General features: G+C 71.3%; 19 protein-coding genes. 11 read left to right on the forward strand and 8 right to left on the reverse strand.

What is annotated here, in order from left to right; all coding sequences use genetic code 11:
* Positions 1 to 33: 33 nt before the first annotated feature.
* The gene (gene mscL, locus AX018_RS08275; RefSeq protein ID WP_111876821.1) at positions 34 to 465 is read left to right on the forward strand and encodes a large conductance mechanosensitive channel protein MscL; all 432 of its coding nucleotides are present in this window, start codon (positions 34 to 36) and stop codon (positions 463 to 465) included.
* Here the strand turns inward: mscL and pdxA are convergent.
* From pdxA to AX018_RS08290, 3 genes are all read right to left on the reverse strand, one after another.
* On the reverse strand, positions 455 to 1531 hold the full coding sequence (gene pdxA / locus AX018_RS08280) for a 4-hydroxythreonine-4-phosphate dehydrogenase PdxA (RefSeq protein WP_111876822.1): 1077 nt from the start codon (positions 1529 to 1531) through the stop codon (positions 455 to 457). The two genes, mscL and pdxA, sit on opposite strands and share 11 nt — an antisense overlap.
* A gap of 61 nt (positions 1532 to 1592) precedes the next feature.
* A complete protein-coding gene (lolD, locus tag AX018_RS08285) occupies positions 1593 to 2270 on the reverse strand; it encodes a lipoprotein-releasing ABC transporter ATP-binding protein LolD (RefSeq protein ID WP_415842112.1) in 678 nt (225 codons plus the stop codon).
* A 43-nt stretch (positions 2271 to 2313) separates the two neighbouring features.
* Positions 2314 to 3567, reverse strand: coding sequence for a lipoprotein-releasing ABC transporter permease subunit (locus tag AX018_RS08290; protein WP_111876824.1), 1254 nt, complete (start codon positions 3565 to 3567; stop codon positions 2314 to 2316).
* A gap of 82 nt (positions 3568 to 3649) precedes the next feature.
* On the opposite strand from AX018_RS08290, the gene AX018_RS08295 reads away from it, so the two are divergent.
* Entirely contained in the window at positions 3650 to 4603 is a 954-nt protein-coding gene (locus AX018_RS08295; protein ID WP_111876825.1) for a phosphoglycerate mutase, read from the forward strand.
* The gene (recJ, locus tag AX018_RS08300; RefSeq protein WP_111876826.1) at positions 4600 to 6315 is read left to right on the forward strand and encodes a single-stranded-DNA-specific exonuclease RecJ; all 1716 of its coding nucleotides are present in this window, start codon (positions 4600 to 4602) and stop codon (positions 6313 to 6315) included. The genes AX018_RS08295 and recJ overlap by 4 nt, the downstream gene beginning before the upstream one ends.
* A gap of 58 nt (positions 6316 to 6373) precedes the next feature.
* On the opposite strand, the gene AX018_RS08305 is transcribed toward recJ, so the two are convergent.
* A complete protein-coding gene (locus AX018_RS08305; RefSeq protein ID WP_111876827.1) occupies positions 6374 to 8167 on the reverse strand; it encodes a methyl-accepting chemotaxis protein in 1794 nt (597 codons plus the stop codon).
* 221 nt (positions 8168 to 8388) lie between these two features.
* On the opposite strand from AX018_RS08305, the gene AX018_RS08310 reads away from it, so the two are divergent.
* Positions 8389 to 9255 carry a 3',5'-nucleoside bisphosphate phosphatase gene (locus AX018_RS08310; protein ID WP_415842111.1) on the forward strand — a complete coding sequence of 289 codons (867 nt, stop codon included), beginning with the start codon at positions 8389 to 8391 and terminating at the stop codon, positions 9253 to 9255.
* Positions 9256 to 9301: 46 nt separating this feature from the next.
* Positions 9302 to 9937, forward strand: coding sequence for an L-threonylcarbamoyladenylate synthase (locus AX018_RS08315; protein WP_111876829.1), 636 nt, complete (start codon positions 9302 to 9304; stop codon positions 9935 to 9937).
* Between the two features lie 127 nt (positions 9938 to 10064).
* Here AX018_RS08315 and AX018_RS08320 read toward each other — a convergent pair whose 3' ends face one another.
* Positions 10065 to 11267: a methyl-accepting chemotaxis protein gene (locus AX018_RS08320; RefSeq protein ID WP_111876830.1), complete on the reverse strand. Its 1203-nt coding sequence runs from the start codon at positions 11265 to 11267 to the stop codon at positions 10065 to 10067.
* Positions 11268 to 11462: 195 nt separating this feature from the next.
* Between AX018_RS08320 and AX018_RS08325 the strand changes: the two genes are divergently transcribed.
* Positions 11463 to 12131, forward strand: a complete 669-nt coding sequence (locus AX018_RS08325) for a site-2 protease family protein (protein ID WP_111876831.1) — start codon at positions 11463 to 11465, stop codon at positions 12129 to 12131.
* A gap of 76 nt (positions 12132 to 12207) precedes the next feature.
* Positions 12208 to 13512, forward strand: coding sequence for a tryptophan--tRNA ligase (locus AX018_RS08330; protein WP_111876832.1), 1305 nt, complete (start codon positions 12208 to 12210; stop codon positions 13510 to 13512).
* 126 nt (positions 13513 to 13638) lie between these two features.
* Here the strand turns inward: AX018_RS08330 and AX018_RS08335 are convergent, their stop codons facing one another.
* The 3 genes from AX018_RS08335 to AX018_RS08345 all read right to left on the reverse strand — a co-directional run bounded on the left by AX018_RS08335 (position 13639) and on the right by AX018_RS08345 (position 17649).
* Positions 13639 to 14361, reverse strand: coding sequence for a 4'-phosphopantetheinyl transferase family protein (locus AX018_RS08335; protein ID WP_245951481.1), 723 nt, complete (start codon positions 14359 to 14361; stop codon positions 13639 to 13641).
* 191 nt (positions 14362 to 14552) lie between these two features.
* Positions 14553 to 15911, reverse strand: coding sequence for a lysine N(6)-hydroxylase/L-ornithine N(5)-oxygenase family protein (locus tag AX018_RS08340; RefSeq protein ID WP_111876833.1), 1359 nt, complete (start codon positions 15909 to 15911; stop codon positions 14553 to 14555).
* A gap of 49 nt (positions 15912 to 15960) precedes the next feature.
* The gene (locus AX018_RS08345; protein ID WP_111876834.1) at positions 15961 to 17649 is read right to left on the reverse strand and encodes a cyclic peptide export ABC transporter; all 1689 of its coding nucleotides are present in this window, start codon (positions 17647 to 17649) and stop codon (positions 15961 to 15963) included.
* A gap of 314 nt (positions 17650 to 17963) precedes the next feature.
* On the opposite strand from AX018_RS08345, the gene fhuF reads away from it, so the two are divergent.
* The 4 genes from fhuF to AX018_RS08365 all read left to right on the forward strand — a co-directional run bounded on the left by fhuF (position 17964) and on the right by AX018_RS08365 (position 23158).
* Complete coding sequence (gene fhuF, locus AX018_RS08350) at positions 17964 to 18779, forward strand: siderophore-iron reductase FhuF (RefSeq protein WP_111876855.1); 816 nt, start codon at positions 17964 to 17966, stop codon at positions 18777 to 18779.
* 97 nt (positions 18780 to 18876) lie between these two features.
* The gene (locus tag AX018_RS08355; protein WP_111876835.1) at positions 18877 to 19776 is read left to right on the forward strand and encodes a formyltransferase family protein; all 900 of its coding nucleotides are present in this window, start codon (positions 18877 to 18879) and stop codon (positions 19774 to 19776) included.
* Entirely contained in the window at positions 19773 to 20840 is a 1068-nt protein-coding gene (locus tag AX018_RS08360; protein ID WP_111876836.1) for a GNAT family N-acetyltransferase, read from the forward strand. Before AX018_RS08355 ends, AX018_RS08360 begins: the two co-directional genes overlap by 4 nt.
* A 110-nt stretch (positions 20841 to 20950) precedes the next feature.
* Positions 20951 to 23158, forward strand: a complete 2208-nt coding sequence (locus AX018_RS08365; RefSeq protein ID WP_111876837.1) for a TonB-dependent siderophore receptor — start codon at positions 20951 to 20953, stop codon at positions 23156 to 23158.
* Positions 23159 to 23212 lie beyond the last annotated feature (54 nt).

Raw genomic sequence — 23212 nt, forward strand, 5'->3', positions numbered from 1 at the left:
CAAGGGTTTTCAGCTATATCAAGGAGAAGCGAAATGAGTATTGGAAAAGAGTTTCGAGAGTTTGCCGTCAAAGGAAATGTGATAGATCTCGCCGTGGGCGTGATCATCGGTGGCGCCTTCGGGAAGATCGTCGATTCGATGGTGAACGATCTCATCATGCCGCTGGTGGGGCTGGTATTCGGCAAGCTGGATTTTTCCAATCTCTTTCTCGTGCTCGGCTCCGTGCCGCCGGGCACTCCGGCCACGCTCGACGCCCTGCGCAAGGCCGGCGTGCCGGTGCTGGCTTATGGCAGTTTCATTACCGTGGCGGTGAATTTCCTGATTCTCGCTTTCATCATTTTCATGATGGTCAAGCAAATCAACCGGCTCAAGCGCGAAGCCCCGCCGGCACCGCCCGCCGCCCCCGCCGCGCCGCCCGAGGACATCGTGCTGCTGCGCGAGATCCGCGACAGCCTCAAGCGCTGAAACCGGCGCCCGCCAGCCGCCGGGCCATGCGCACGGCCTCGACGAGGCTCGCCGCATCGGCCACGCCGCGCCCGGCGATGTCGAACGCCGTGCCGTGGTCCGGGCTGGTGCGCACCAGCGGCAGCCCGAGCGTGACGTTCACGCCCTTGTCCACGCCCAGGTACTTGACGGGGATCAGGCCCTGGTCGTGGTACATGGCCAGCACCGCATCGAATTCACCCGCCCGCTCCGGCGTGCTGCGGGCGCGCATGAAGACCGTGTCGGGCGCGAAGGGGCCATGGGCATCGATGCCCTGCGCGCGCGCCGCCGCGATGGCTGGCGCGATCGCCTCGATCTCCTCGCGGCCGAAGAGCCCGCCCTCGCCCGCGTGCGGGTTGAGCCCCGCCACGCCGATGCGCGGGTCGCGCCCCAGGCTGCGCCGCAGGGCGGCATGTGCGATCTCCAGCGTGCGCAGCACATTGGCCGGCGTGACGGCCGCGATGGCGTCGCGCAGCGAGACGTGGATGCTGACCAGCACCGTGCGCAACTCGTCGCTGGCAAGCATCATGCGCACCGGCATCTCCTCGACCGGCACGCCGGCGTGCCGGGCGGCCTCGGCCTGCAGCAGTTCGGTGTGGCCGGGGTAGTGGACGCCGGCGGCCGCGAGCGCTTCCTTGTGCAGCGGCGCAGTGACCAGCCCCGCGATCTCTCCGCGCAGCGCGGACTGCGCCGCCCACACCACGCAATCCGCCGCGGCGCGGCCCGCGCCGGCATGCACGGCGCCGAACGGCGCGGGGCCGGGCAACCCCGGCAGCGGCAGCACCGGCAGGCAGCGCGGCGGCGCGGAATGCGCCTCGCCGGGTGCCCGCAGCACCGCCACGGGCAGTGACGGCTCGCCCGGCCGGGCGATGCAGCGCGCGGCGCGGCGCAGCGTCTCCAGTTCCCCGGCGACGAAGCAGCCGCGCAGGGCCTCGGGCGCATCGCGGAACGCCTTGGCGATGATCTCGGGGCCGATGCCCGCCGAATCGCCCTGGGTGATCGCCAGCAGCGGGAGGGGCGCGGCAGAACCTTCGGGGGATGGATTCATGGTCTTTCCGGCTCCATGTCGGCGTGTTTTCTACCCAGTCAGCTATTCATTTAATAGCAAATCACGCCATGCCCAGCGTGCCGGACACCAGCCGCACCACGCGGTCGCAGCGCGCCGCCAGGGTCTCGTCGTGGGTCACCAGGACGAAGGCCGTGCCCTGCTCGCGTGCCAGCCGCAGCATGAGCTGGAACACGGAATCGGCCGTGGCACGATCGAGGTTGCCCGTGGGTTCGTCGGCCAGCACGCAGGCCGGCCGCGTGACCAGGGCGCGCGCGATGGCCACGCGCTGGCGCTCGCCGCCCGAGAGTTCGGCGGGGCGGTGCTGCACCCGCTCGGCGAGCCCCACGGCAGCCAGCATGGCGTCGGCCTGCCGCAGGCATTCGGCGTACGGCTCGCGGCGGATGCGCAGCGGCATGGCGACGTTGTCGCGCGCGCTGAACTCCGGCAGCAGGTGGTGGAACTGGTAGATGAAGCCCAGGTGCGCATTGCGCAGCCGGCCCTGCTGCAGAGGCGAGAGCGTGTCGAAGGCCGCGCCCTGCAGCTGCACGCTGCCAGCCGAGGGCGCATCCAGCCCGCCCAGCAGGTGCAGCAGCGTGCTCTTGCCCGAGCCCGAGGCGCCCACGATGGCCAGCGTCTCGCCCACGTGCACGGACAGGTCCACGCCCTTGAGCACGGTGACGTCGAGCCTGCCCTCGGTGAAGCGCTTGGTGAGGCCCCGGGCCTGCAGCACTACGGGCATTTTTTCCGCGGATGTCGCCGTATCCATTGGACTTGTTGCTACATTATTCATAGCGAAGCGCCTCCGCGGGGTTCACGCGGCTGGCGCGCCAGCTCGGGTACAGCGTGGCCGCGAAGGCCAGCACGAGGGAGATGACGGCGATGGGCACGATGTCGCTGCTCTGCGGGTCGCTGGGCATCTTGCTGATGAGGTAGATGTCCTTGGGCAGGAAGCTCGCGTTGAGCGCGCGCTCGATGGCCGGCACGATGACGTCGATGTTGCACGCCACGAGCAGGCCCAGCCCCAGCCCGCAGACGGTGCCGATCACGCCCACCATGGCGCCCTGCACCACGAACACGCCCATGATGCTGCGCGGGCTCGCGCCCAGGGTGCGCAGGATGGCGATGTCGGCGCGCTTGTCGGTCACGGTCATCACCAGGGTGGACACGAGGTTGAATGCCGCCACCGCCACGATGAGCGTGAGGATGATGAACATCATGCGCTTTTCGAGCTGCACGGCTGCGAACCAGGTGCGGTTCTGCTGCGTCCAGTCGCGGATGAGCAGGTCGTCCGAGAGCGAGCGCGCGAGCTGCTGCGTCACGGCCGGCGCCTCGTGCAGGTCGCGCAGCTTGAGGCGGATGCCGGTGGGGCCCTCCAGGCGGAAGATGCGCTCGGCGTCGGCGTGGTGCAGCAGCACCAGCGCGGAGTCGTATTCGTAGTGGCCCGACTCGAACAGGCCCGAGACGGTCATCTGCTTGAGGCGCGGCACCACGCCCGCCGGCGTGACCTGCCCGCCCGGCGCGATGAGCGTGACCGCGTCGCCCACCCGCACACCCAGCGCGCGCGCCAGCTCGATGCCCAGCACCACGTGGAACTCGCCCGGCACCAGGGTCTGCACGGCGCTCGCGTTGCGCGAGGCCAGCTCGGTCACCTCGCCCTCGCGCGCCGGATCGATGCCGCGCACGAGCGCGCCCTTCATGTCCTCGCCGCGCGCGAGCAGCGCCTGCGAGGCCACGAACGGCGCGGCGCCCACCACGTTGGGGTTGGCGCGCGCCTCGGCCAGGGTGCGGTTCGGGTCGGGCAGCGCCGCGCCCTGCGGCGCGAAGATCTCGACGTGCGAGACCACGCTCAGCATGCGGTCGCGCACCTCCTTCTGGAAGCCGTTCATCACGCTGAGCACGATGATGAGCGCCGCCACGCCGAGCGCGATACCCAGCATCGACACGCTGGAGATGAACGAGATGAAGCCGTTGCGCCGCGTGGCGCGCCCGGCCCGGGTGTAGCGCCAGCCCAGGGCCAGTTCGTAGGGGAGTTGCATGTTCGGAGGAAGTGGCCCCGTGCCGCGCCGGAGTGGAGGCCCGAGGACGGCGCCGATTGTGGCATCCCGGACAATACGCCCCATGTCGGAGATTCACCATTTGCTCATTCCCCTGGCGGCCAGCACGGCGCCGGGGTGCCGGCAGGCCCTGCAGGACCTCGCCCTGCCCCACCTCGACCAGTTGCTCTCCCGCCTCTCGCCCGCCGGCGCCGATGCCGGCGAGGAGTCCGACTTCACGCCACCCCACGAACGCGCGCTGGCGCGCCACCTCGGCCTGCCCAACGCGGGCGACGGGGCCCTGCCCTGGGCCGCCTGGGCACAGCGCGCCCGCGGCGCAGACGAGGGCGCCGCGTGGGCCTGGGTGGCCCCCTGCCTGTGGCAGGTGGGCGCGGACCAGGTCGTGCTGGCGGACCCCGCCGCGCTCGGGCTGGACGAGGCCGCCTCGCGCGAGGTGCTGGAGATCGTGGCGCCCTGGTTCGCCGGCGACGGCATCGCGCTCGCCTACGACGCGCCCACGCGCTGGCTCGCACGCGGCGAGGTGTTCGACGGCCTGGCCACCGCGTCGCTCGACCGCGTGGTGCAGCGCGACGTGCGCGCCTGGATGCCGGACGCCTCCCGGGCTCGGCAGCTCCACCGCCTGCACAGCGAAATGCAGATGCTGCTCTACACCCACCCCTTCAACGACGCCCGCGCCGCGCGCGGCCTGCCGCCCGTGAACGCGTTCTGGATCCACGGTGCCGGCCGGCTGCCGGAGAGCGCCGCGCCCTCCGCCACCCCGCCGGAGATGCCCTGCGCGCTGCGGGATGCGGCGCTGCACGAGGACTGGCGCGCCTGGGCCGATGCCTGGCGGACGCTGGATGCCGGCCCGGTCGCGCAGCTGGCCGCCCGCGTAGCCGGCGGAGGCCGCGCGCGGCTCACGCTGTGCGGCGAGCGCGGCGCGCTGGCCTGGGAGAGCGGCGCCCCGGGCGGCCTGCTGGCGCGGCTGCGGCGGCGCCTGCGGCCCGTGCGCTTCACCGACGTGGCGGGGCAGCTATGAAGATCATCACCCGGGACATCCCCCCCCGCGCCGTCTGGGCGCTGGAGCAGGCGGGCGTGCACCCGCTGCTGGCGCGGCTCTATGCCGCGCGCGGCGTGACCGCCCACGACGAACTCGACGACGCGCTCGCGCGCCTGCTGCCGCCGCCCTCGCTGCTCGGCGCGCGCGAGGCGGCCGTGCTGCTGGCCGACGCCATCGCGCAGGACCGGCGCATCGTCGTCGTGGCCGACTACGACTGCGACGGCGCCACCGCCTGCGCCGTGGCGGTGCGCGGCCTGCGGCTGCTGGGCGCGCGGCGGGTGGACTACCTCGTGCCCGATCGCGTGGCCGACGGCTACGGCCTGAGCCCCGCCATCGCGCGCCGCGTGCACGAGCGCGGGGCCGACCTGCTGGTGACGGTGGACAACGGCATCGCCAGCGTGGACGGCGTGGCCGAGGCCCGGGCCCTGGGCCTCGCGGTGCTGGTCACCGACCACCACCTGCCCGGCCCCGCGCTACCGCAGGCCGACGCGATCGTGAACCCCAACCAGCCCGGCTGCGCGTTCGAGAGCAAATCCATCGCCGGCGTGGGCGTGATGTTCTACGTGCTGATGGCGCTGCGCGCCGAGCTGCGCGAGCGCGGCGTGTTCGACAAGGCCGGCCAGCCGAAGCTGGAGCCGCTGCTGCCGCTGGTCGCGCTGGGCACCGTGGCCGACGTGGTGCGGCTGGATGCCAACAACCGGCGCCTGGTCGCCCAGGGCCTCAAGCGCATCCGCGCGGGGCAGATGCCGGCCGGCATCGCGGCGCTCTTCAGCGCGGCGGGCCGCAAGGTGGCCGTGGCCACCACCTTCGACTTCGGGTTCGCGCTGGGGCCCCGCATCAACGCGGCCGGGCGGCTCGCCGACATGACGCTGGGCATCGAGTGCCTGCTCACCGACGACGCCGCGCACGCGGCGGAGCTGGCGCGCACGCTGGACGCCATCAACCGCGAGCGGCGCGAGATCGAGGGCGGTATGCGCGAGCAGGCGCTGCTCATGGCCGAGGGCCTGTTCGGCGAAGGCGATGCGCCGCCGCCCGCCATCAGCGTGTTCGACCCCGACTTCCACGAAGGCGTGGTCGGCATCGTGGCCTCGCGCATCAAGGACCGGCTGCACCGGCCCACCTTCGTGTTCGCGGCCAGCGGCGCGCCGGGCAAGGAGCACGAGATCAAGGGCTCGGGCCGCTCGATCCCGGGCTTTCACCTGCGCGACGCGCTCGACCTCGTGGCAAAGCGCCACCCGGAGGTGATCCTGAAGTTCGGCGGCCATGCGATGGCGGCCGGCTGCACGGTGGCCCGGGAGCACTTCCCCGTCTTCGAGCGCGCCTTCGCGCAGGTCGCGCAGGAATGGCTGGACGCTGCCACGCTGATGCGCCGGCTCGACACCGACGGCCCGCTCTCGCCCGAGTACTGCCGCGCCGAGCTGGTGGACACGCTGCACCGCGAGGTCTGGGGCCAGGGCTTCGCGCCCCCCACCTTCAGCGAGGAGGTGGAGATCGTCAGCCAGCGCCTCGTGGGCGAGGGCAAGAACCACCTCTCGCTCAAGCTGCTGCACCAGGGCCGCCCGGTGGACGGCATCTGGTTCGGCCACACCGACCCGCTGCCCGCGCGCGTGCTGCTCGCCTTCCGGCTGGACGTGAACGAATGGAAGGGCGAGCGGCGGGTGCAGTTCCTGGTGGAAGGCGCGCAGCTCTGACACGGGCAGCGGACGAGAGGCACGAAGCCCGGCCCGCGCCACGGCGCCCGCCGGAAGGTCAGAAGGTTTCCCAGTCGTCGTCCGCCGTGGCCACGGGCTTGCCGGCCGCGCGCGGAGCCGGCACCGCGGCGGGCGCGCCGGCCCGGGGCGATTCCGCGGCTTTCGGCGGCATCGCGGGCGGCCGGGCCGCCTTGGCGGCAGGCAGGGCCCGCGGCGGGGCCGCCGCGATGCGCGCCGCGGCGGCGGGCGCGCGGGAGGCCTCGGGCCGGGCGGTTGCCGGGGCCGGGGCCGGCACGCTGCGCACCGGCAGGCCTTGCGCGCCCACGTTGAACACGGCCACCGCCTCGGCCAGCCGGCGCGACTGGTCGCGCATGGCGCTGGCCGCCGCGCTCGACTGCTCCACCAGCGCCGCATTCTGCTGCGTCATCTGGTCCAGGTTGGCCACGGCCTGGTTCACCTGGGCGATGCCGTCGCGCTGCTCGGTGGACGAGGCGGTGATCTCCCCGATGAGGTCGGACACGCGCCGCACGCTGCCCACGATCTCGTCCATGCTCCGGCCCGCCTGCGCGACCTGCTGCGAGCCCGAATCGACGCTCTGCACCGACGCGCCGATCAGCTCCTTGATCTCCTTGGCGGCCGAGGCGCTGCGCTGCGCGAGGCTGCGCACCTCGCCGGCCACCACCGCGAAGCCCCGGCCCTGTTCGCCCGCGCGCGCGGCCTCCACGGCGGCGTTGAGCGCCAGGATGTTGGTCTGGAAGGCGATGCCGTCGATCACGCCGATGATGTCGCCGATCTTGCGCGAGCTCTCGGTGATCTGCTGCATGCTGGAGACCACCTGCCCCACCACCTCGCCGCCGCGCCCGGCCGCCTGCGCAGCCGTGGCGGCGAGCTGGTTGGCCTGGCGGGCCGTGTCGGCCGACTGGGTGACGGTGGCCGTGAGCTCCTCCATGCTGGCGGCCGTCTCCTCCAGATTGGCGGCCGTCTGCTCGGTGCGGGAGGACAGATCCTGGTTGCCCGTGGCGATCTCGGTGGACGCCGAGGACACCGATTCCACGCCCGAGCGCACCTCGGCCACCACGCCCCGCAGGCGCGCGGCCATGGCCGACAGAGAACGCAGCAGGCGGCCCAGCTCGTCGCGGCGGTCGTCCTCCGCGCCGACGGTCAGATCCCCCGCGGCGATCGCGTCGGCCATGCGCACCGCGCGGTCCAGCGGCTGCGTGATCGAGCGCACGATCGCCGCCGAGAGCCACACGCCCACCACCAGGATCGCCAGCACGGCCCCCGCCGCCATGGCGCGCACAGAGGAGCGCTGCGACCGCGCGTCGGCCAGCACGGTCTGGCGCTCTTTGCGCAGCAGCTCCACGAAGGCGTTCTGCTCGGCGAAATACGGCTTCATGGCCGGCGTGAGCTTGTCCTCCACATGCCTGCGCGCCTCCGGGGAGCCACGCAGCTTCTGCGCCTGCGCCACCAGCGCCAGGACCGTGCCGCGCTCCGCGGCCATGCGTTCGAGCTGGGCCTTTTCCTGCGGCGTGACGGACGCGGCCACCACCTGCTTCTGCAGTTCGCTCACGGCCTGGATGTCCTTGCCCACGCGGTCCTTGAGCGTGGCGGCCATGGCCTCGTCGGTGGTGAGCAGGCTGCCGAGCAGGCGGTCGAAGTTCTGCTCCACCAGATTGGTCCACTGCACGGACCAGCGGATGCGCTCGTCGATGGATTCCGCCTGGCGGGCGGTGGCCGTGTCGATGCGGTCCAGAGCCCACAGGACCGCGATGCCCAGCGCCAGCAGCAGGCCCACGAGCCCGGTCAAGGTCATCCACAGCTTGCGGTGCACGGAGAGGTGATTGAAGTGCATGGTCGGATGTCGGGCCGATGCGCCGCGATGCGGGCGCCGCCGGCATGAAGAAAGGAAAGGAAGAAAAGGAGCGAAGAAAAGAAACAGCGGACCAGCGGGGACCCTGCCGGCCCGCTACTTTTTATTACATCCGGGCCCGCGCGACAGTCTCGTTTTCACCCATGACGCCGATGCGTGCTCTGGCTGACATACCGCGCGGCGGCGGTTCTACAATGGCCCGGGTGTCCTCCATCCTCCTGAACGCCGACCTGCACTGCCACTCCGTGGTGTCCGACGGCACGCTCACGCCCGAGGCGCTGGCCGAGCGGGCCCATGCCAACGGCGTCGAGCTGTGGGCCCTCACCGACCACGACGAGGTGGGCGGCCAGCACCGCGCCATCGCCGCGGCGGCGGCCCGAGGCATGGCCTACCTGACGGGCGTGGAGATCTCGGTGACGTTCATCGGCACCACCGTGCACATCGTGGGCCTGGGCTTCGACCCGGACGACGCGCGGCTCGTGCAGGGCTTGGCCGAGACGCGCGGCGGCCGCGGCCAGCGCGCGCACGAGATGGCCCGGCAGCTCGCCCAGGCGGGCATCCCCGATGCCTACGAAGGCGCGCTGCGCTACGTGGGCAATCCGGAACTCATCTCGCGCACGCACTTCGCGCGCTTCCTCGTCGAGACCCGGGTCTGCCGGGACACACAGGAGGTCTTCCGCAAATTCCTCACCGAAGGCAAGCCCGGCTACGTGCCGCACCGCTGGGCCACGCTGGGCGACGCCGTGCGCTGGATCACCGAGGCCGGCGGCATGGCCGTGATCGCGCATCCGGCGCGCTACAAATTCACGGCGACGCAGGAATACGCGCTGTTTTCCGAATTCCGCCAGCACGGCGGGCGCGGCGTGGAGGTGGTCACCGGCAGCCACTCGGTCCCGGAATACGCCATCTACGCCGCCATGGCGAAAGAGTTCGATCTGGCCGCGTCGCGCGGCAGCGATTTCCACAGCCCCGAGGAATCGCACACCGACCTCGGAACCCTGCCGCCCCTGCCCGGAACCCTCACTCCCATCTGGGACCTGCTGGCCGACCGCATCCGGCGGCCGCATTGAAGGGGGCCCCGCGCCCCCCTCCCCACCGTCCCGGACGCATCGCGCCATGGCCCAGTATTTCGAAGTCCACCCCGACAACCCGCAGCCGCGGCTGCTCAAGCAGGCCGCGGCGCTGCTCGCGCGCGGCGCCGTGCTGGCCGTGCCCACCGACTCCAGCTATGCGCTGGTCTGCCAGCTCGACGACAAGGACGCGGTGGACCGCCTGCGCCGCATCCGGCAGGTCGATGACAGGCACCACCTGACCCTGCTGTGCCGCGACCTCTCGGAGGTGTCGAACTACGCGCGCGTGGACAACCGGCAGTACCGCCTCGTCAAGCAGGCGACGCCCGGCCCCTACACCTTCATCCTCGACGCCACCAAGGAAGTGCCGCGCCGCGTGAGCCACCCGCAGCGCAAGACCATCGGCCTGCGCGTGCCCGACCGCAAGGGCCTGCAACTGCTGCTGGAACTGCACGGCGCGCCGCTGCTGGCGACGACGCTGATCCCGCCGGGCGAGACCGAGCCCATGAACGACCCGGCCGAGATCCGCGCGCGCTTCGAGCACCAGATCGACGCCGTGGTGGACGCGGGCGCCTGCCCGCTGGAGCCCACGACGGTGGTGGACCTGACCGACATGGCCTCGGGCGGAGAGCCCCGCGTGGTGCGCGAGGGCCGGGGCAGCCTCGCCGCGCTGGGGCTCTGAGGCCGGCCGCGGCGGCCCGGAAAGCCCCCGCGAGCCATGCCGCGCGTCCTCGCCGCTCCCTGCGTTGCGGAGTCTCTCCGCTGCGCGATGGGAAAGGATGGCGCGTCCGGTCCGGCGCCAGCCCGGCTCAGTCCAGCTTGAACGCCCCCACCGCGCTCTGCAGATCGCGCGCGCGCTCGTTGAGCGCCGCCGCCGCGCGCGAGGCCTGCTGCACCAGGGCGGCGTTCTGCTGCGTGGCGCCGTCCATCTGGGCCACGGACTGGTTCACGTGGGCGATGCCCTCGCTCTGCTCCTGCAGGGCATGGGAGATCTCGCCCAGCAGCGTGGACACCTGCCCCACGGACTGCACGATCTCCTGCATGGTGCGGCCCGCCTCGCCCACCAGTTCGGCGCCGCTCTGCACCTGCTCCACCGAGGTGCCGATCAGCCCCTTGATCTCGCGCGCGGCCACGGCGCTGCGCTGCGCGAGGCTGCGCACCTCCGCCGCCACCACGGCGAAGCCCCGGCCCTGCTCGCCCGCGCGCGCGGCCTCCACGGCGGCGTTGAGCGCCAGGATGTTGGTCTGGAACGCGATGCCCTCGATCACCTGGATGATGTCCACGATCTGGTTGGAGCTGCCGCTGATGGCCTGCATGGTCTGCACCACCCGGCCCACCACGGCGCCCCCGCGCTCGGCCGTGCCCGAGGCCGTGACGGCCAGGCCGCTGGCCGACCGCGCCCGATCGGCGTTCTGGCGCACGGTGGCGGTGAGCTGCTCCATGCTCGCCGCGCTCTCGGCCAGGGACGACACCTGCTCTCCGGTGCGGCGCGCCAGATCCCCATTGCCCGCGTCGATCTCGCCCGCGCTGGTGCCGATGGCGTCGGTGGATTGCTGGATGCGCGCGACCAGCTCGGTCAGGGTGTCTTCCATGGTGCCCAGCGCGTTCAGCAGGCGGCCGAAGTCGCCCTGCAGGTCGGAGCTGAATTCCTGGCTCAGGTCGCCTGCCGCCACCGTCTCGGCGATCAGGATGGCCTGGTCGAGCGGCGCCACGATGCCCCGGCGCAGCAGCACGAAGGCCGCGCCCGCCACCACGAACACGGCGCAGCCCAGGCCCAGCAGCCATGCGCGCATGCCCGCCAGCTCGGATTGCGCGGACGCCATGGCGCGCTCGATGGGCGCACGCTGCGCGGCATCCGGCAGGCTGGCGGTGGCCTGCAACGCGGCGCGATGGGCCTCCTGCGCCCGGCCGATGTCGGCCAGCCCCACGCCCATGAGGGCGGCCACCAGCAGCGCGAGCGCGCCGAACGCCAGGACGAGCCGGGTCCCGGTCCGCAAGCCATCCCAAGCCATAAGCCGCGTCTCCTGCCGTGTGTTGTGTTCCGGGCGCCAGCGGCCCTTGTCGGCGTTGCATATCGCAACATTTGGTGCATGCTAACGCCTGTTTATGCCAACCGGCCCGAGGGGTTCCCCTGCCCGCGCGCCGCGCGCCATGGACGCCGCGCCCGCAGGAGCAGGCCCCTTCGCACCTTCTGAGACAATCCGCCGGTGGACTTCTCCAACCTCATCCAAACCGTACTCATCTACGCCCTGCCGGTGCTCTTCGCCATCACCGTGCACGAAGCGGCCCACGGCTATGCCGCACGGCATTTCGGGGACAACACCGCGCTGATGATGGGGCGCATCACGCTCAACCCGGTCAAGCACATCGACCCCGTCGGCACCATCCTGATGCCGCTGCTGCTGTACTTCGCCACGTCGGGCACGTTCCTCTTCGGCTATGCCAAGCCGGTGCCGGTCAATGTCGGCAACCTGCGCAACCCCAAGCGCGACATGGTCTGGGTGGCGCTGGCCGGGCCGGCATCGAACTTCGTGCAGGCCATCCTCTGGGCGGTGCTGCTGGTGGCGCTCGTGGGCTTCGGCGTGCAGGAGCGCTTCTTCTCCGAGATGGCGCGCGCAGGCGTGCTGGTGAACCTCGTGATGTGGGCCTTCAACCTCTTTCCGCTGCCGCCGCTCGACGGCGGGCGCATCCTGGTGGGCCTGCTGCCCTGGCGGCAGGCGCAGTGGCTCTCGCGCATCGAGCCCTACGGCTTCTTCATCGTGCTGGCGCTGGTGGTGGCGGGCATCGTGGGCACGCTGTGGCTGCGGCCGCTGATGGCGCTGGGCTATACGGTGATCAACCTGCTGCTCACACCCCTCACCGCGCTGCTGGGCTGAACCCCGAGGCGCTATCCGTTCCTTTTCCGAAGGGGCCGCACGGCTCCCCCTTCCGTCTCACCGCCTTCCGACGACCATGAGCACCACGCGCTTCCTCACCGGCATCACGACCACGGGCACGCCCCACCTGGGCAACTTCGTCGGCTCCATCCGCCCCTCGGTGGCGGCGAGCCTGCAGCCCGGCGTGCAAAGCTTCTACTTCCTGGCCGACTACCACGCGCTCATCAAGTGCGAAGACCCGGCGCGCATCCAGCGCTCCACGCTGGAGATCGCGGCCAGCTGGCTCGCGGCGGGCCTGGACCCGGAGCACGTGACGTTCTACCGCCAGTCCGACATTCCCGAGATTCCCGAGCTGAACTGGCTGCTGTCGTGCGTGACGGGCAAGGGCGTGCTCAACCGCGCGCATGCCTACAAGGCCGCGCAGGACAGGAACGAGGCCGCCGGCCGCGAGACGGACGACGGCGTGACGGCGGGGCTCTTCATGTACCCGGTGCTCATGGGCGCCGACATCCTGATGTTCAAGGCCCACAAGGTGCCCGTGGGGCGCGACCAGGTGCAGCACATCGAGATGGCGCGCGACATGGCGTCGAGCTTCAACCACCTGTACGGCGAGCGGTTCGTGCTGCCCGAGGCGGTGATCGACGAGCACGTGGCCACGCTGCCCGGCCTGGACGGCCGCAAGATGAGCAAGAGCTACGACAACACGATCCCGCTCTTCACGCCGCGCGACCAGCTGCGCAAGCTCATCGGCGGCATCCAGACCGACTCGCGCGCGCCCGGCGAGCCCAAGGACACCAAGGGCTCGGCCCTGTTCCAGATCTACCAGGCCTTCGCCACCGGGGCCGAGGCCGAGGCGCTGCGCCGGCAATATGCCGAGGGCATCGCCTGGGGCGACGCCAAGCAGATCCTCTTCGAGCGCGTGGACAGCGTGATCGGCCCGATGCGCGAACGCTACGAGGCGCTGATCGCCGACCCCGGCCGCATCGAGGACACGCTGCTGGCCGGCGCCGAGCGCGCCCGCGCGCTGGCCACGCCCTTCATCCGCGAGCTGCGCGGCGCCGTGGGGCTGCGCAGCCTGCGCGGCGGCGCGGCCCCGGCCGGCACGCCCAAGGCGACGGGCAAGGGCCCGGCGCTGCCCTCGTTCAAGCAGTACCGCGAGGCGGACGGCAAGTGCTACTTCAAGCTGGTGGCCGCCGACGGCCGCCTGCTGCTGCAGAGCACCGGTTTCGACGCCCCGCGCGACGCGGGCCAGGCCATCGCGCGGCTGCAGAAGGAGGCCGGCGCCCTGGCCGCGCTGGCCGACCGGCTGGCACCGGTGGAAGGGGTGGCGGCCGCCGACGTGGAGGCCGCGCTCCAGGCCCTGGCCGAAGCCGCTGCCTGACATCCGCCCGCCAAAGGCCCCGGAAGGGGCCGGGAGCGTATTTCAGGGTGAAACAGGCTCCATGTCGCCGTATTTTCTACATACTTCGCTATTAAATAGATAGCAAACGCCATGCGGCGATAGGCATCATCCGGCCTCGCCCGCCCACGGGGCGGGGCCCTGCACCCAGGCCAGGGCGGCCTCGTAGCCCGGCGGGGCCGGCAGCGCGCACGCCTGCACGGCGGCCCCCTGCAGCGCCCCGTCCAGCCGCACCCGCAGGCCCTCGGATGCTGCGGGCGCCGCGCCGGCAACCCGCTCCACCGTGACCGATCGCAGGTGCTCGGTGACCCCCAGCCCCAGGCACTTGAGCACGGCTTCCTTCACCGTCCAGATCGTGAAGAAATCCGGGCGCACCCCGGGGCCGGCCGCGATCTCGCCCGCGGACAGCACCAGCGCTTCGAGCGACGCGGTGTCCGCCCCGCGGGCGCTGTGCTCGACATCCACGCCCACCGCGAAGCCGCCCTCGGCGATCGCGATGAGCGCGCACTCGCCGGAGTGCGACACATTGAAATCCAGCCGACCCGGCGCCGCCAGCACCGGCCGCCCCCGGGTGGTGGCGGCCAGGGGCACGGCCTCGACCGGCAGCCCCAGGCGCGCGCCCAGCAGCCGGCGCAGCGCCGCACGGGTGCGGACCGAGCGCACGGCATCGGCGGGCCGCAGGAAGCGCCGCGCATGCGCGACCTCGCTGGCGGCCAGCACGGCCCAGTCCGCCGGCGGCGCCGGCTCATCCAGATCGAGCGGCACACGCCACACGCGCAGGCCCTCGGGCACGGTGGCGGGCAGGGGCCACTCCACAGGGGGCATCGTCATGGCGTGATGGAGGCAAGGGGCATGGGCGCGCATTGTCGCGCGCGCCACGGGCGGGCAGCGCCGCGCCCGCATCGGCCACCCCTTCTCATACGGGTTTGCCATCAAAGAGAGAACAAGGCGCGAAGCTGCAGACAGTGCAGCAGCACGGCAAAGCGAAGCAACGCCGTTATTTTTTTGATGGCGAAACCGTATCAGGCCACGTGCAGGCGCTCGCTCTCCTGGGCGCCGCCCAGGGCCAGCCCGTACGCCGCCGGCGCGCCGCCCCGGGTGCGGATCGGCTCGCGGCCCTGCGGCAGCGCGGCCAGCAGCGCGTGGCCGATCTCGCCCGTGCGCACGGCCGTCACCGACAGCAGCGTGTCGCTCAGGCCATGGCTGTCCTCGCAGGCGCCCTGCAGGAAGATGGCGGGTCGGAAGTCCGGCGCCGTCTGCAGGCGGTAGGAGCGGTCCACCGTGAAATCGCCCAGGTGGGCCGCCAGCGACCCGAGCACGCCGCGGTGCGCCTCGCGCTCGTAGCCCGTGGCCAGCACCACGGCGTCGTAGCGCACGGTCTGCTCCTCGCCCCCGTCGCAGTCGAAGAGGGTGAGGTAGACCCCCGAATCGTCGGCGCGCACGGCGCGCACCTCGTGCTGGCGCAGCATGCGCAGGCGGTTGCCGCGGGCCACCTTCTGCTCGTAGAACACCTTGAAGATCTGCTGGATCAGCTCCAGGTCCGCGACGGCGTAGTTGGTGTGCGCGTATTCCTTGAGCAGCGCCGCGCGCTCGCCCTCGGAGCGGCTGAAGATGTAGTCGGTGAAGTCGGCGTTGAACACCTCGTTGACGAACGGGCTGTCGTCCGAGGGGCGGATGGAGCGCGCGCGCATCACCAGGTCGATCTCGGGCGCGTTCGGGCGGCCCTGCAGGTCCATGAAGATCTCCGCCGCGCTCTGCCCGGCGCCGACGATGGCGATGCTGCGCGCCTCGCCATGGCGGGCGATGTCGCGCAGGTAGGTGTTCGAATGGAAGACGCGCGGGTCGTCCCGCAGGCCCCGGAACATCTCGGGCACGCGGGCGGTGCCGCCCACGCCCACGATCAGGTTGCGCGCGCGCCGCTCCTGCACGCGGCCGGCCTCGTTGCGCGAGCGCACGCGCAGCAGCTCCACCGCGCCATCCGCGCCCAGCTCGGGCAGCACCTCGAACACCTCCTCGCCGTACGCGCAGATACCGTCGAACTGGCGCGCCGCCCAGCCCAGGTAGTCGTTGAACTCGTGGCGGCTCGGGTAGAAGTTCTTGAGGTTGATGAAGTCCGGCAGGCGGCCCTGCTCGTGCAGGTAGTTCAGGAAGGTGAAGCGGCTCTGGGGGTTGCGCAGCGTGGCGAGGTCCTTGAGGAAGGAGATCTGCATGTGCGAATGGTCGAGCAGCATGTTCGGGTGCCACGCGAAGCGGGACTGCCGCTCGATGAAAAAGGCCTGGGCCGAGCGGCCCTGCGCCTCGCGGCGCTCTTCGAGCGCGATGGCCAGCGCGACGTTGGAAGGGCCGAAGCCGATACCGATCAGGTCATGGATGTTCTGCATGGAATGACAACTCCTTGGAAAAAGGGATGGGCCGGATGCGCCTCGGGCGTCAGGCGGCCAGGCTCTCGCGGTCCGCGCGGACCCGGTTCTCGGTGATGCGCCCCGCGCGCATCTGGACCACCCGGTCGGCCAGGTGGAAGTAGCGGTCGTCGTGCGAGATGACGACCAGCAGATGCCCCTTGGCGCGCAGCTCGGGCAGCAGCTCGGTGTAGAAGAGGTGGCGGAACGCCGGGTCCTGGTCGGCGGCCCATTCGTCGAAGACCATCACCGGGCGGCCTTCGAGATAGGCATGCACCAGCGCGAGCCGCTTGCGCTGGCCGGTGGAGAGGTCCACCGTGCTGAAGGCGCCGTCCTGCACGCGCACCTTGTGCGCGATCTCCAGGCGTTCGAGGTAGGGCCGTGCGGCCTCGGGCAGCGCGGCCATGCCGCCGCCCTCGCCGCCCGCGACGAGGTCCTCGAACAGGTAGAAGTCCGAGAGCACGGTGGTGAAGAGCTGCCGGTAGTCGTCGCGCGACTGCGCGGTGACGGGCTCGCCGTCGATCAGCACCTCGCCCTCCTGCGGCGCGTACAGGCCCAGCAGCAGCTTGATGAGCGTGGTCTTTCCGGAGCCGTTGTCGCCCACGACGAAGACCATCTCGCCGCGCCGCAGCTCCAGGTCCACGGGGCCCAGCGCGAAGGGCTCGGCGCCCTCCTGCGCTTCGAAGGTGTAGCGCACGCCGCGCAGCGAGATGCCCTGGGACAGCGCCGGCGCGGGCGCGGGGCGGTCCAGGTGCAGGTGCGGCTCGGGCGTGGCGAAGCGCGCGGAGAGATCGGCGATGCGCAGGAAGGCCACCTTCGCGCGGCCCACGTGCGGCAGCGTCATGGCGATCTGGTCGATCGGCCCCTTCAGGAACAGCAGCACCAGCACGAAGCCGCTGAGCACCGCCGGCTCGGTGGGCCGGAACGCGGCCCAGCCCATGATCAGCGCGATGATCAGGAAAAAGAGCGCCGCGCCGAACGCCGCCGCCACCACGTAGGTGTTGATGGCGCGGCTGTTGACGGTGCGGATCTGCGCCACGATGCGCTCGACCTGATCGCCCAGCATGCGGTTGCGGCGCTCGCGGTGCATGCGCAGCTCCTTGGCGCCCTCGCTGATGGCGCGGTAGGCCTTGTGCAGGCTGTCCTCGTGCTCGCGTGCCTTCCAGAAGCCTTTCTCGGCCCGCGTCTGCGCGGCGATCTGCAGGGTGGCGCCCACCACCAGCGCGACCAGCACCAGGGCGAACAGCGGCAGCGAGAGCCAGGCCAGGTAGAGCAGGCAGCCGAGCGCGATGGCGAACCCGATCAGGGCCGACGACAGCACGAAGGCGGCATCGCTGATCATGTCCACGTCCTGCGAGAGCACGGGCATGAGGCGGTGCGTGCGGTAGCGCTCCAGCGCATCGATGGGGGCCGAAAGGATCTTCTGCGCGAGGCTGATGCGCACCTGCGCCACCAGCCGCTGCCCCACGAAGTTGGTGGAGACGTCCGACACCAGGCGCCCGCCCAGGGCCGCCACGCACAGCGCGACGAAGGTCCCGAGCAAGGCCCCGGACATGCCGGCCTCCTGGTTCAGCGTGTCGTTGACGGTGCGCAGCAGCAGCACCGTGGCGATGCCGGAGGCGAGGCCGCAGACGGTGGAGAGCGCGATCCACGGGAAGAACGGCCGCAGGAGGCGCGCCACCTCAGAGGCTCGGCCGTTCGGGGCTGGGGTTGGTGTCATGCACGAAATCTCTTTCCGCCCATCGAAGGGCTGCTGAAGGCAAGTTACGGGGATGCCGCGGGCACTGCGCCGGGGCCGTGGCGGCAGGTCTGCGGCGGGCTGCGCCCGCGCCCGGCTCGGGCATCCGGCGGGGCGCTGCGTACCGCTCGCTTCCTGCAAAGACGCAATGGGCGGCCGCGATGTTCATCGGCGGGCCTGCGAAAGCCGGCGCGGCGCGCGGCCCCGTGAACATGCGCGGCGCCAACGCGTCTTCCTTGAATGCACCATGCATCTCCGTTTCACCCACCGGCCTCCGCAGCCCCGGAGGCCCGTCCGTGATCCCGCTCCTGCAACCCCTTTTCCAGGGCGATCTCGCGCCGTTCGGAGAGAGGCTGCAGTGCGCGGCGCAGCCGCCCGACGGCGCGGTGCCGGCGACCGGCCTGTGCGACCCGGCCACGCTCGGCGACCTGCTGCGGCGCTACGCGACCCACGTCTGGAAGCTGGATGCCGCCGCGCAGCAGGACCTGCGGCCCCTGGCCTCGACCTGGACGCTGCGCTACCTCGCCGCGCTGGTGCCGCCCGTGGCCGCGGCGGCCAGCGTGCTGGAACACGTGTTCCCGGTGGCGCTGGAGGATGTGTGGATCCGCTTCGACGCGCAGGGCCTCGTGGTGGATTTCCATCTGTGCGCCCTGGGCCACTCCGAGCCCGGCAGCAGCACGGCCACGCGCTACGCGCCGCTGATCCTGGGCCACTGCGCGCCGCTCTTCGCGGCGATGGAGCGGCACGCGCGCCTGCCCGCCAAGGTGTCGTGGAGCAATGCCGCGCGGCACCTCGAAGCGGTGCTGGAGCAGACCGCCGCGCTCGCGCCGCAGATGCCGGGCATCGCCCGCGACGCGGCCGCGCTGCTGCAGGCCCCGGAGTGGGCATCGCAGCCGCCCCGCGCCAACCCGATGTACCGGGAGCCGCGCGTGGTCCGCATCGCCCGGCAGGACGGCGGCTGCGACGACGTGCCGCTGCACCGCGAATGCTGCCTCTACCACCTGCTGCCCGGGGACGGCTACTGCGGCCGCTGCCCGCTGGACCCGCGCCACCGGCGCCCGCACCCGCAGGCGGCGCCCGCCGACGCCCTGCCGGCATCCGCCATGCCGTGACCCCTGGCGGCCCGTCCGGCGGAAATCGATCCGCCCCGCTGCCGCGCCCGGTCCATCCCCATCCGTTCCATCCCTTTTGCTTTTTTCCTTCCGACCCATGCCCCAGGCCAAGCTCGTCTACATCCTGTCCCTGCGCAACGCGGCCGCCGACCAGGCCGGCCGGCACATCGACTACCGGGGAGGGCGGCGCTACATGCGCTCTCCGCTCGAATACCTCGCCCACGCGCTGGACACCACGCCGCTGGGCGATGCGTACTCGCTGGAGGGCATCGTCTTCGACGACGACCCGCAATCCCCCCGCGACCAGGCGGCGCTGCGCGACTACGGCTTCGCGTGCGACCCCGCGCGGCCCTGGATCTTTCCGCACGACCTCACGGCGCAGGGCCGCCGGCTGGGGGACATGCTGCACGCGGTGCCCTCGGAATACCGGCGCCTGCCGATCGGGTCGCCGCAGCGGCCCGCCGGCAAGCAGGCCTTCGAACAGGCCCTGCTCGGCAAGCTGCGCGAGCTGGGCGCGGAGGTCGTCGTGCTCGACGGGCTGCTGGTCATCCTCGATGAACTGGTCCGGCCGGGAGCGCCCTTCCACCGCCGCATCGTCAACATCCATCCCGGCATCACGCGGCTCGAATCGCCCTTCCAGCGCCGGGGCGCCTACGCCACGCTGGATGCGCTGCACGGCGCGCGCGGCCTGCGCGTGACGGATTGGGCACGCATGGCGCAGGAGCCCGTGCCCACCGTGGCGCGCACAGGGGCGTCGCTGCACTACGTGGACAACGGCATCGACTCGGGCGAAGTCATCTTCGACGTGCTGGGCACCGACATCGCGCCCGAAGACACCATCCTGGAGCTGCGGTGGAACAACTTCCGCCAAAGCCTCTTCCCCGCGCTGCACCACGGCCTGATGCTGCTGGCGCCACACATAGCGCCCAACACCGCACCGGCCGCGGCGCCCGGCGCGCACGCGCTTCCAACGACACGAGCACAAGGAGACCTATGAAACACGCTGCCCCCCATGCCGAGGCCGCCGGCACCCGTGCCGCCGCCACGGCCCATCCGTTCATCTCCTATGCGGAGGGCCGGCCGCACACGGTGCACGCCGACGGCGATGCGCTCACCGTGGCCGATGCCCGGCACGGCACGCACTCGTCATGGCGCCTCGCGCGCACGGAAGGCGGTGGCCTGGCGCTCTCGCAGACCTCCCCCCCGGGCGGCGGGCACGACGCGGCCCACGCGCTGGCGGTGCTCGATGCCGCGTTCTCCGCCCACCCCGGGCAGCGCGAGATCGCGCTCGCGGGCACGGAGCCCCACGGCGCGCTGGCGGCCAGCGGCGTGCTGCTGCCCCGGGCCGAAGGCGGCTGGAACGCGTGCCGCGACACGCTCTGGCAGCAGCCCGGGCTGTGGCTGCCCGAGGCGCCCGCGGTGATGGCGCAGCGCTTCGCGCTCACGAACGGCAAATACCATCCGCGCCGCGCGCCCAAGCCCACGGGCCTGCTCTACCAGCGCTTCATTCCCTGGCTGGGCCAGACGTTCTCGTTCCGCTGCATCGACCGCGAGGCCGACCTGCCGCTCTTCCACCGCTGGATGAACGACCCGGACGTGGCCCTCATCTGGGAAGAGGAAGGCGACCTGGACCAGCACCGGGCCTACCTGGAAGGCATCGCCCGCGACCCGCACATGTACTCGATGATCGCGAGCCTGGACGGCGTGCCCTTCGCGTACTTCGAGATCTACTGGGCCAGGGAAAGCCGCATCGCGCCGTTCTACGACGTCCACGACTACGACCGGGGCTGGCACGTGCTGGTGGGCGACCCCGCGTACCGGGGCAAGGCCTTCGCCACCGCGTGGCTGACGGCGATCTCCCACTACATCTTCCTGTGCGATCCGCGCACCCAGCGCGCCATGGGCGAGCCCCGCATCGACCACCAGCAGCAGATCCGCAACCTCGACAAATCCGGCTACGCCAAGGTCAAGGAATTCGACCTGCCGCACAAGCGGGCCCAGTTGGTCATGCTCCTGCGGGAACACTACTTCTACGACGGACTGTGGATACCGCGCGCCTGAGAACGGCGGGAGAAAAAGGCTTCATCGCAGTCATAAATAAGAAACATTCTCATTACAATTCGCAACGTTCCACCGTTTGTTCCACATTCCATTTCCAGGGGAGTTGTTCGATGCGCCATTTGTCCGTCCCGAGAACCGCAAGGCAGCGGTTGCTGCAGGCCTCCATCACTGCGGCCTTCGGCGCCGCAGCCACCACGCTGTGCGGGCCCGTCGCCTGGGCCCAGCAGGGTGCCGGCGCGCAGACCACCCTGCCCGCCGTGACGGTGGTCGGCGATACGGAAGCCAGCGGTACCAGCCGGGTGACGGGCTATGTCGCCAAGCGCAGCGCCACCGGCAGCAAGACGGACACGCCGATCATCGAGACGCCGCAATCCCTCTCGGTCGTCACCGCCGACCGCATCGAGGCCATGGGCGCGCTCAACCTGAAGGACGCGCTGAGCTACACGCCCGGCGTCGGCATCGCCCCCTATGGCGCGGATTCGCGCTATGACTGGATCACCGTGCGCGGCTTCGACGCCTACAGCCCGGGCTTCTACCTGGACGGCCTGCCGCTGCGCAACAACGGCAACTTCGGCGTCTGGAAAACCGACAACTACGGCGCCGAGCGCATCGAGCTGCTGCGCGGCCCCGCCTCCGTGCTGTATGGCCAGGGCAATCCGGGCGGCGTGGTCAACGTCGTGAGCAAGCGCCCCACCGCGGAGCCCGTGCGCGAACTGCAGGTGCAGATCGGCACCCACCAGCGCCGGCAGGTCGCGGGCGACTTCTCGGGGGCCCTGAACAAGGAAGGCACCCTGCTCTACCGCCTCACCGGCGTCGTGCGCGATGCCGAGCTGCCCGCGGGCGGCATGCCGGACGACTACTACTACCTGGCCCCCTCGCTGACCTGGAAGCCGAGCAGCGACACCACCCTGACCCTGCTCTCGCAGTTCAGCCGCACGCGCGCCGGCGCCTACACGCGCACGCAGCCCGCCTACGGTTCCCTGCTGCCCACGGCCATCGGCACGCGCCTCTCGCCCGACCTCTACATCAGCGATCCGGAGTTCAACCGCTTCCACCACGATCAGCAAATGATCGGCTACCAGTTCGAGCACCGCATCAACCCCACCTGGACCGTGCGGCAGAACGTGCGGGCGGCGCATCTGGAGCTGGACTACCAGCAACTGAACCCCGGGCAGTTCGTGACGCGCAACGCCGCCAACCCGCTCGATCCGGCCAACTTCCGCTGGCTCTCGCGCTCGCCCTTCTCCAGCAAGGAAAGCATCTCGGCCTTCAACATCGACAACCAGGCCCAGGCCGACCTGCGCCTGGGCGACTGGCAGCACCAGGTGGTCTTCGGGCTGGACTACCAGCGCACGCGCATCGACCAGGTGAGCCGCAGCGGCGGCACCGCGCCCGACCTGGACACCGCCGCGCCCGTCTATGGCGTCGGCGGCATCCAGCTCGCGGCGCCCTACTTCGACGGCATCAGCACCCTCACGCAGACCGGCGTGTACGTGCAGGACCAGATCAAATGGCGCGACCGCTGGGTGTTCAACATCGGCGGGCGCTACGACGACGCCAAGGGCAAGCTGCGCGACCGCCTGAGCGGCATGGACATCGCCATGAACGACAGCAAGTTCACCGGCCGGGCGGGCGTGGTCCATCTCCTGCCCAATGGCTGGGCGCCCTACGCGAGCTACACGCAGTCGTTCCTGCCCACCAACACGGTCGATCCGGCCACCGGCACCCCCTTCGGCCCGGAAACGGCCCGGCAATACGAAGCCGGCGTGCGCTACCAGCCCGAGGGCCGCAAGCAGAGCTACAGCGCCGCCGTCTTCGACCTGCGCCGCAAGAACTACATCACCTACGACGCGGCCACCTTCATGCCCCACCAGCGGGGAGAGATCTCCGTGCGCGGCCTCGAACTGGAGGCCACCACCGAACTGCTGCCGCGCATGAACCTCACGGCTGCCTACAGCTACACGCAGCGCGCCATCGTCACCGAGAGCGTCAACGCGTCGGAAATCGGCAAGCAGGCCACGGCCGTGCCGCGCAACCGCTTCTCCGTGTGGGCCGACTACCGCTTCGAGAACGGCATCAAGGTGGGCCTGGGCGCGCGCTACACCGGCAGCACCCGGGGCGAGAACGAGGCATCGCCGGCACGGGTGCCCTCGGCCACGATCTACGACGCCATGGTGGGCTACGACTTCCAGCAATGGAGCCTGGCGCTCAACCTGCGCAACCTCACGGACAAGAACGCCCTCACCAACTGCGGCGCCACGGTGTGCTACTACGGCGCGCCCCGCTCGGTCATCGCCACGGCCACCTACCGGTTCTGACCGGCGCCCGCCGTCCAGGCGGGCCCATGCAAGAAAAAAGCCGAACGCATCGCG

Source organism: Paracidovorax anthurii, assembly GCF_003269065.1.
Lineage (GTDB): Bacteria > Pseudomonadota > Gammaproteobacteria > Burkholderiales > Burkholderiaceae_C > Paracidovorax > Paracidovorax anthurii.

Bases quoted from the DNA above. Each gene is read 5' to 3' on its own strand.
- AX018_RS08305 (WP_111876827.1), bottom strand. From the start codon at position 8,167: ATGCACTTCAATCACCTCTCCGTGCACCGCAAGCTGTGGATGACCTTG.
- AX018_RS08295 (WP_111876825.1), top strand. From the start codon at position 3,650: ATGTCGGAGATTCACCATTTGCTCATTCCCCTGGCGGCCAGCACGGCG.
- AX018_RS08365 (WP_111876837.1), top strand. From the start codon at position 20,951: ATGCGCCATTTGTCCGTCCCGAGAACCGCAAGGCAGCGGTTGCTGCAG.
- AX018_RS08355 (WP_111876835.1), top strand. From the start codon at position 18,877: ATGCCCCAGGCCAAGCTCGTCTACATCCTGTCCCTGCGCAACGCGGCC.
- mscL (WP_111876821.1), top strand. From the start codon at position 34: ATGAGTATTGGAAAAGAGTTTCGAGAGTTTGCCGTCAAAGGAAATGTG.
- pdxA (WP_111876822.1), bottom strand. From the start codon at position 1,531: ATGAATCCATCCCCCGAAGGTTCTGCCGCGCCCCTCCCGCTGCTGGCG.
- AX018_RS08315 (WP_111876829.1), top strand. From the start codon at position 9,302: ATGGCCCAGTATTTCGAAGTCCACCCCGACAACCCGCAGCCGCGGCTG.
- AX018_RS08320 (WP_111876830.1), bottom strand. From the start codon at position 11,267: ATGGCTTGGGATGGCTTGCGGACCGGGACCCGGCTCGTCCTGGCGTTC.
- AX018_RS08360 (WP_111876836.1), top strand. From the start codon at position 19,773: ATGAAACACGCTGCCCCCCATGCCGAGGCCGCCGGCACCCGTGCCGCC.
- lolD (WP_415842112.1), bottom strand. From the start codon at position 2,270: ATGCCCGTAGTGCTGCAGGCCCGGGGCCTCACCAAGCGCTTCACCGAG.
- AX018_RS08330 (WP_111876832.1), top strand. From the start codon at position 12,208: ATGAGCACCACGCGCTTCCTCACCGGCATCACGACCACGGGCACGCCC.
- AX018_RS08290 (WP_111876824.1), bottom strand. From the start codon at position 3,567: ATGCAACTCCCCTACGAACTGGCCCTGGGCTGGCGCTACACCCGGGCC.
- AX018_RS08340 (WP_111876833.1), bottom strand. From the start codon at position 15,911: ATGCAGAACATCCATGACCTGATCGGTATCGGCTTCGGCCCTTCCAAC.
- recJ (WP_111876826.1), top strand. From the start codon at position 4,600: ATGAAGATCATCACCCGGGACATCCCCCCCCGCGCCGTCTGGGCGCTG.
- AX018_RS08345 (WP_111876834.1), bottom strand. From the start codon at position 17,649: ATGACACCAACCCCAGCCCCGAACGGCCGAGCCTCTGAGGTGGCGCGC.
- AX018_RS08335 (WP_245951481.1), bottom strand. From the start codon at position 14,361: ATGACGATGCCCCCTGTGGAGTGGCCCCTGCCCGCCACCGTGCCCGAG.